At 71.3% G+C, this 7,403-nt stretch carries 4 protein-coding genes and 1 pseudogene; all 5 read left to right on the plus strand.

Features of this window, described 5'->3' with window-relative positions:
• Window positions 1-12 precede the first annotated feature (12 nt).
• Complete coding sequence (locus IE258_RS37865; protein ID WP_189750326.1) at window positions 13-954, plus strand: 2-hydroxyacid dehydrogenase; 942 nt, start codon at window positions 13-15, stop codon at window positions 952-954.
• A 419-nt stretch (window positions 955-1,373) separates the two neighbouring features.
• Window positions 1,374-4,466, plus strand: a complete 3,093-nt coding sequence (locus IE258_RS37870; RefSeq protein ID WP_189750327.1) for a putative bifunctional diguanylate cyclase/phosphodiesterase — start codon at window positions 1,374-1,376, stop codon at window positions 4,464-4,466.
• A gap of 242 nt (window positions 4,467-4,708) precedes the next feature.
• A complete protein-coding gene (locus IE258_RS37875; protein WP_189750328.1) occupies window positions 4,709-6,550 on the plus strand; it encodes an acetolactate synthase large subunit in 1,842 nt (613 codons plus the stop codon).
• A 21-nt stretch (window positions 6,551-6,571) separates the two neighbouring features.
• The gene (ilvN, locus tag IE258_RS37880) at window positions 6,572-7,096 is read left to right on the plus strand and encodes an acetolactate synthase small subunit (RefSeq protein WP_052838449.1); all 525 of its coding nucleotides are present in this window, start codon (window positions 6,572-6,574) and stop codon (window positions 7,094-7,096) included.
• A gap of 117 nt (window positions 7,097-7,213) precedes the next feature.
• Window positions 7,214-7,403, plus strand: a pseudogene (locus IE258_RS37885) (ketol-acid reductoisomerase); the annotation flags it as partial.

Consider the following 7,403-nt stretch of genomic DNA (forward strand, 5'->3'; position numbering starts at 1 on the left):
AGCCTCCTGACCATGACTGCTGACGTGTGGCTGCCCATCCCGCCGGACGAGATCGAGGGCCTTCCCGAGGGCCCCGCCTACCGCCACTGGGACGGCGAGGAGACCTTCCCCGCCGACCCGGCCGACTGCGCCTTCTACGTCGTCCCCTACATGAAGCCCAGCGCGGTGGGGGTACGCCCGCTGCCCGAGATGCGCTCCGTCCAGGTCGTCCAGACCCTTTCCGCTGGCATCGACCACGTCGAACCCGGCCTGGGGCACCTGCCCGCCGGCGTGCGGCTGTGCAACGCGCGCGGCGTGCACGAGGCGAGCACCGCGGAGCTGACCCTGGCCCTGGTCCTGGCGTCGCTGCGGGGCATCCCGGACTTCGTGCGGGCGCAGGACCGCGGCGAGTGGCTCGGCGGGTTCCGCCCCGCGCTCGCGGACCGGACGGTCCTCATCGTCGGCTACGGGTCGATCGGCGCCGCGATCGAGGACCGGCTCGTGCCGTTCGAGGTCGCGCCGGTGGTGCGCGTCGCGCGCTCCGCCCGCACCACGGCGCGCGGCCCCGTGCACCCGCTCACCGAACTCCCCGCCCTGCTCCCGCGGGCCGATGTCGTCATCCTGTCCACACCGCTCACCGAAGCCACCCGGGGACTGGTGGACGCCGAGTTCCTGGCCCGGATGAAGGACGGTGCCCTGCTCGTCAACGTGGCTCGCGGACCGGTCGTCGACACGAAGGCGTTGCTCGCCGAACTGGAGAGCGGGCGCCTCACCGCGGCCCTCGACGTGACCGACCCCGAACCGCTGCCGCCGGGTCACCCCCTGTGGCATGCTCCCGGCATAGTCGTCAGCCCGCACGCGGGCGGTCCGACCTCCGCCTTCCTGCCGCGCGCCAAGCGGCTGCTGGTGGACCAGTTGACCCGGTTCGTGAACCGGGAGCCCCTGCGCAACGTGATTCTGACGACGGGCGCGTAATCCGTTTCGGGCACCCTCCGCGACCTCTCGGATGCGGTGGGTGCGCGCATATCCGCTGGTCGTCACGGAGCGTAGAGAACCTATGTCCCTGAGTGACGATCCTGGTGTATCGTCCGACAGGGGATGCGCCGCGCACCGTACGGCGCCGGGGATGGACATCTCAGACTGTGAGGGGGGCGACGGGCGATGCACGGCCTATGGACCAACGATCCGACGCGGCGGAGCCGCCGCCGGCGACCCTGGCGCACGACCACGACCACGACCACGACCGCGCGCCGACGGAGTCGGGCCGACCACCACGGCGGCCGGCCCGCCCGGCGCTGCCCCCACCCGCGCCGGCCGGGCGACCGCGGAAGGCAGGACCGGCCGGCCCACCGGTGTGCGCGGGACGCGGGAGCGGTGCGGACCGGGAGGACCCCGTGAGTCCGCCCCCCGTGCCCACGCTGGACGGAGCGCTGCGCGGCCAGGCCGCGCCCGGACCGCTGCTGCCCCGGCCGTCGGCCGCCGCCGGCGGATCGCCCCTCGTGCGTCAACTGGTGCTCGCCCTGGCCTGCGCGGCCTACGCCGTCGGTGCCGCGCTCGGCTGGGGTTCGCCGTACGTCGCCAAGATCATGGGCGACTTCGGGCTGAGCGCCGCCGCGGCCGCGGCCGCCGTCTCGTGCTTCCTCTACGCCCGCGGACGCCGCGTCCGCTTTCGACCGGCCTGGCTGCTGTTCGCCCTCTCCTCGGCGATGGCGTCCCTGGGCAATCTGGTCTGGGGGTGGTACGAGGTCGTGCTGCGCGTGCCGGTGCCCAGTCCCAGCTACGCGGACCTGTTCTTCCTGTGCTTCGCCCCGCCCGCCATCGTGGGCCTGCTGGTACTGGCCAAACGGCCGGTGACCAAGGCCGGCTGGATCTGCCTGGGCCTGGACGCCTGGCTGATCGGCGGTTCGCTGCTGACCCTGGCCTGGAGCCTGGCGCTCGCCCAGGCGGCCAAGGCCGAGGGCGGGTCGAGCGTCGCGCACTCCGCGCTCTCGGTGGCCTACCCGCTGCTGGACATCGCCCTCGTCAGCATGGTGCTCGCGCTGCACTTCAGGCGGTCGCCCGTCTGCAGATCCGCCGTCAACACCGCCATCGGCGCGCTCGGCCTGACCGTGGTGTGCGACGCCCTGTTCACCTCGCCGCTGCTGCACAACAGCTACCGCTCCGGGCAGTTGCTCGACGCGGGCTGGTTCGCCGGCTCCCTGCTGCTCGCGTACGCACCCTGGGCCGCCTCCCGGCGCGGGCGCCCGGTGCCGGAGGAGGAGGGGACCGGCGGCCACAGCCGCGTGGTGCGCGAGCACCTGCCCGGGCAGCGCGGCGCCGGTCACCGGCCCACGTCCCCCTCCGTACCGCCCCCCGCGCCCCCCGCACTGCCCGGCCCCGGACAGGGCGGCGAACGGGGCCGCTATCCCGCAGCCCGGCCCATCGCCGGTTCCCTGGCCGCGCTCACGCCGTACCTCGCGGCCGCCGTCTGCACCCTGGGCATCCTCTACAACGTGCTCAACGGCCGCAGCGTCGACCGCGTGGTGCTGCTCACCGGCGGCACCGTCGTGCTGGCGCTCGTCGTCCGACAGGGCATCATGCTGCTCGACAACATCGTCCTCACCCAGGAACTGGCCCAGAAGGAGAACCACTTCCGCTCCCTGGTCCAGGGCTCCAGCGACGTCATCATGATCGCCGCGCCCAACGGCATCCTCCGCTACGTCTCCCCGGCCGCCGCCGGGGTCTACGGACGGCCCGCCGAGGACCTGGTGGGCACCGAACTGGCCGGGCTCATCCACCCCGAGGACCTCGGCTGCGTGGTGCACGAGGTACGCCGGTTCCTGGCCGCCAGTCCCGTCGAGGAACCCACCACGCGCATCGAGTGCCGCTTCCGGTCCGGAGAGGGCGGCTGGCTCAACGTGGAGTCGACCGTCAACCGGCACCACGGCGGCCTCATCTTCAACAGCCGGGACGTGACCGAAAGAGTGCGCCTCCAGGCGCAGCTCCAGCACAACGCCGAACACGACCCGCTCACCGACCTGCCCAACCGCGCCCTGTTCACCCGGCGCGTCCAGCAGGCGCTCTCCGGCCGCCGCGCCTCCGACCGGAACGCCGCCCTGCGCGGTACGGCGGTGCTCTTCATCGACCTCGACGGCTTCAAGGGCGTCAACGACACCATCGGGCACCAGGCCGGGGACGAGCTGCTCGTCCAGGCGGCCCGCAGACTCCACGAGGCCGTCCGCAAGGGGGACACCGCCTCCAGACTGGGCGGCGACGAGTTCGCGGCCCTGATCGTCGGGGACGGCGCCCGGGACAGGGCCGCCCGTGAGGGACACATCCGGGAGCTGGCCGACCGGCTCAGACTGACGCTCTCCCAGCCCTACCTCATCGACGGCAACGAAGTCCGGGTCAACGCCTCCATCGGGGTCGCCTTCGCCGAACCGGGCCTGGGCGCCGGCGAGCTGCTGCGCAACGCCGATCTCGCCATGTACCGGGCCAAGGCCGGCGGCAAGGGACGCGTCGAGCTGTACCGGCCACAGATGCAGCAGGACGTCGTACGCAAGGCCGAGCTGGCCACCCGGCTGCGCGCCGCGCTGCACGACGGGGAGTTCGCGCTGCTGCACCAGCCGGTGGTCTCCCTCACCGACGGCCGGATCACGTCGGTCTGCGCCCAGGCCCGATGGCGCTCCTCGCAGGGCGTGCTGTTCACCCCCGCCGAGTTCCTGCGGGTGACCGAGGAAGGCGACAGGACCGCCGAACTCGACCGCTGGGTGCTCCGCGAGGCCGTCGAGCAGGCCGCCGAACGCGCGGCGACCGGGCTGTCCGTGACCGTGGCCATACGCATCGGCGCCCGCCGCCTGCTGGACCGCTCCATGCCGCTGGGCTCCGTGGAGGCCCTGCTGACCCGGCACGGACTGCCGCCCGGCTCTCTCGTGATCGAGCTGTCGGACATCGACCCACGGGTCGGCCTCGACGAGCTGGACCGCCGGCTGAACGCGCTGCGCAGGGTCGGCGTCCGGATCGCCCTGGACGGCTTCGGCAGCGGCTACGCGGCGATCACCGCGTTGCGGCGGCTGCCCGTGGACGTGCTCAAGCTCGACCGGGGCCTGGTCGAGGGCGTCGTCGAGTCCGCGCGACTGCACAAGATCACCAGTGGTCTGCTGCGCATCGCCACCGACCTCGGGCTGAAGTCCGTCGCCGACGGCGTCGACCTGCCCGAGCAGATCGTCGCCCTGCGCGCGATGGGCTGTACGCACGGACAGGGCATGGCGTTCTCCGGCGCCCTGGACGAGTACCGGCTGCGCAGAGCGCTCGGAACCGGCCACTACCCGGTGCCGCACGGGCCGGCCGAACCGGCCTTCGCGGGCGGCGGCACCGGGGTGTACACCAAGGGTGTCGGCGCCGGCCCCGGGCAGGTCGCCGGGGGTGTCGCCGCCGGACTGCCGGCCGTCCTGAGTGGTGGCACGGCGCTGCGCTCACATAATGAGACTCCCGTCCCACCCACTTGACAGTGAGTGCGCGCCGGAGGGAAGGTCAGTGCCATGCGCACCCGAATTCTCGTACTTGGACAGCGCGTCGGCTGAAGCAGGTGACGTCCGGACCGACCCGGACTCCCCGCGACCCACACCGACGCGCTCCCCTCGCTTGCCTTACGGCACGAGGGGTTTTTTGTTGCACAGGCACCTGCCGAGCAGCAGAAACACCTCGCACAAACCTCGCAAAAACCCTCAGCATCGAGAAGAGAACGCCGATGACCGAGCAGGCCACCGGGGCTCATCCGCAGCCCCGGCCCCGATCCGGAGGACAGTCCGCCCCCGAGCACGTCACGGGTGCGCAGTCCCTCATTCGCTCTCTCGAGGAGGTCGGCGCCGACACCGTATTCGGCATCCCCGGTGGCACGATCCTTCCGGCCTACGACCCGCTGATGGACTCCACCAAGGTGCGCCACGTCCTGGTCCGTCACGAGCAGGGCGCGGGCCACGCCGCCACCGGTTACGCCCAGGCCACCGGCAAGGTGGGCGTCTGCATGGCGACCTCGGGACCCGGTGCCACCAACCTGGTCACCCCGATCGCCGACGCCAACCTGGACTCCGTGCCCCTGGTCGCGATCACCGGGCAGGTGGTCTCCTCCGCGATCGGCACGGACGCCTTCCAGGAGGCGGACATCGTCGGCATCACCATGCCGATCACCAAGCACAGCTTCCTGGTCACCAAGGCCGAGGACATCCCCCGGGTGATCGCGCAGGCGTTCCACATCGCCTCCACCGGCCGCCCCGGCCCCGTCCTGGTCGACATCCCCAAGGACATCCTCCAGAAGAAGACCACCTTCTCCTGGCCGCCGGTCATGGACCTGCCCGGCTACCGCCCGGTCACCAAGCCGCACGCCAAGCAGATCCGCGAGGCGGCCAAGCTGATCTCCGCGGCGAAGCGGCCCGTGCTCTACGTCGGCGGCGGCGTCCTCAAGGCGAAGGCCACCGCCGAGCTGAAGGTCCTGGCCGAGCTGACCGGAGCGCCCGTCACCACCACCCTGATGGCGCTCGGCGCGTTCCCCGACAGTCACCCGCTGCACGTGGGAATGCCGGGCATGCACGGTGCGGTCACCGCCGTCACCGCGCTGCAGAAGGCCGACCTGATCGTCGCCCTCGGAGCCCGCTTCGACGACCGCGTCACCGGCAAGCTGGACAGCTTCGCCCCGTACGCCAAGATCGTCCACGCCGACATCGACCCGGCCGAGATCGGCAAGAACCGTGCCGCCGACGTCCCGATCGTCGGTGACGCCCGCGAGGTCATCGCCGACCTCGTGCAGGCCGTCCAGAAGGAGCACGACGAGGGCAACAAGGGCGACTACACCGCCTGGTGGAAGGACCTGTCCCGCTGGCGGGACACCTACCCCCTGGGCTACGACCAGCCCGAGGACGGCTCGCTCTCCCCGCAGCAGGTCATCGAGCGCATCGGACAGCTGGCTCCCGAGGGCACGATCTTCGCGGCCGGTGTCGGCCAGCACCAGATGTGGGCCGCGCACTTCGTGCAGTACGACAAGCCCGCCACCTGGCTGAACTCCGGCGGCGCGGGAACGATGGGCTACGCAGTCCCGGCCGCCATGGGCGCCCAGGCCGGCCGGCCCGACCGCACCGTCTGGGCGATCGACGGCGACGGCTGCTTCCAGATGACCAACCAGGAACTGACCACCTGCGCCCTGAACAACATCCCGATCAAGGTCGCCGTCATCAACAACGGCGCCCTCGGGATGGTCCGCCAGTGGCAGACCCTGTTCTACAACCAGCGGTACTCCAACACGGTGCTGCACTCCGGCCCCGACGACGTCAACCCGGACGCCCGCGGCACCCGGGTCCCCGACTTCGTGAAGCTGTCGGAGGCCATGGGCTGCTACGCCATCCGCTGCGAGGACCCCGCCGACCTCGACAAGGTGATCGAGGAGGCGAACTCCATCAACGACCGCCCCGTCGTCGTCGACTTCATCGTCCACGAGGACGCCATGGTCTGGCCGATGGTCGCCGCCGGCACCTCCAACGACGAGATCATGGCCGCCCGGGACGTTCGCCCCGACTTCGGCGACAACGAAGACGACTGAGCGAGAGAGACCGAAGAGACCATGTCCAAGCACACGCTCTCCGTCCTGGTGGAGAACACCCCCGGCGTCCTGGCACGGATCACCGCGCTGTTCTCCCGCCGCGGCTTCAACATCGACTCGCTCGCCGTCGGCGTCACCGAGCACCCCGACATCTCCCGCATCACCATCGTGGTGAGCGTCGAGGACTTCCCGCTGGAGCAGGTGACCAAGCAGCTCAACAAGCTGGTCAACGTGCTCAAGATCGTCGAGCTGGAGCCCACCCAGGCCGTCCAGCGCGAACTCGTTCTGGTGAAGGTGCGCTCCGACAACGAGACGCGCTCCCAGATCGTCGAGATCGTCCAGTTGTTCCGCGCCAAGACCGTCGACGTCTCCCCGGAGGCCGTCACCATCGAGGCCACCGGCAGCGGCGACAAGCTGTCCGCCATGCTCAGGATGCTGGAACCGTACGGCATCAAGGAACTCGTCCAGTCCGGCACGATCGCCATCGGCCGCGGCGCCCGTTCGATCACGGACCGCTCGCTGCGCGCACTCGACCGGTCCGCATAACGACGGAAACGGGCGGCCCCCGGACACGCGGCCGCCCGCATTCCGAGACCCCGAAACTTCCCTTCCGCCCACCGGCATACGGTGGGACGCAACACCTGCACACAAGGAGAGAACCCAGTGGCCGAGCTGTTCTACGACGCCGACGCCGACCTGTCCATCATCCAGGGCCGCAAGGTCGCGGTCATCGGGTACGGCAGCCAGGGCCACGCCCACGCCCTGTCGCTGCGCGACTCCGGTGTCGACGTGCGCGTCGGTCTGCACGAGGGCTCCAAGTCCAAGGCCAAGGCCGAGGAGCAGGGCCTGCGCG

Origin of the sequence: Streptomyces tendae (assembly GCF_014650435.1) — a bacterium.
Classification (GTDB): domain Bacteria; phylum Actinomycetota; class Actinomycetes; order Streptomycetales; family Streptomycetaceae; genus Streptomyces; species Streptomyces tendae.

Excerpts from the sequence above, each read along its gene's own strand:
- IE258_RS37865 (WP_189750326.1), top strand. The coding sequence starts at position 13 with ATGACTGCTGACGTGTGGCTGCCCATCCCGCCGGACGAGATCGAGGGC.
- IE258_RS37875 (WP_189750328.1), top strand. The coding sequence starts at position 4,709 with ATGACCGAGCAGGCCACCGGGGCTCATCCGCAGCCCCGGCCCCGATCC.
- ilvN (WP_052838449.1), top strand. The coding sequence starts at position 6,572 with ATGTCCAAGCACACGCTCTCCGTCCTGGTGGAGAACACCCCCGGCGTC.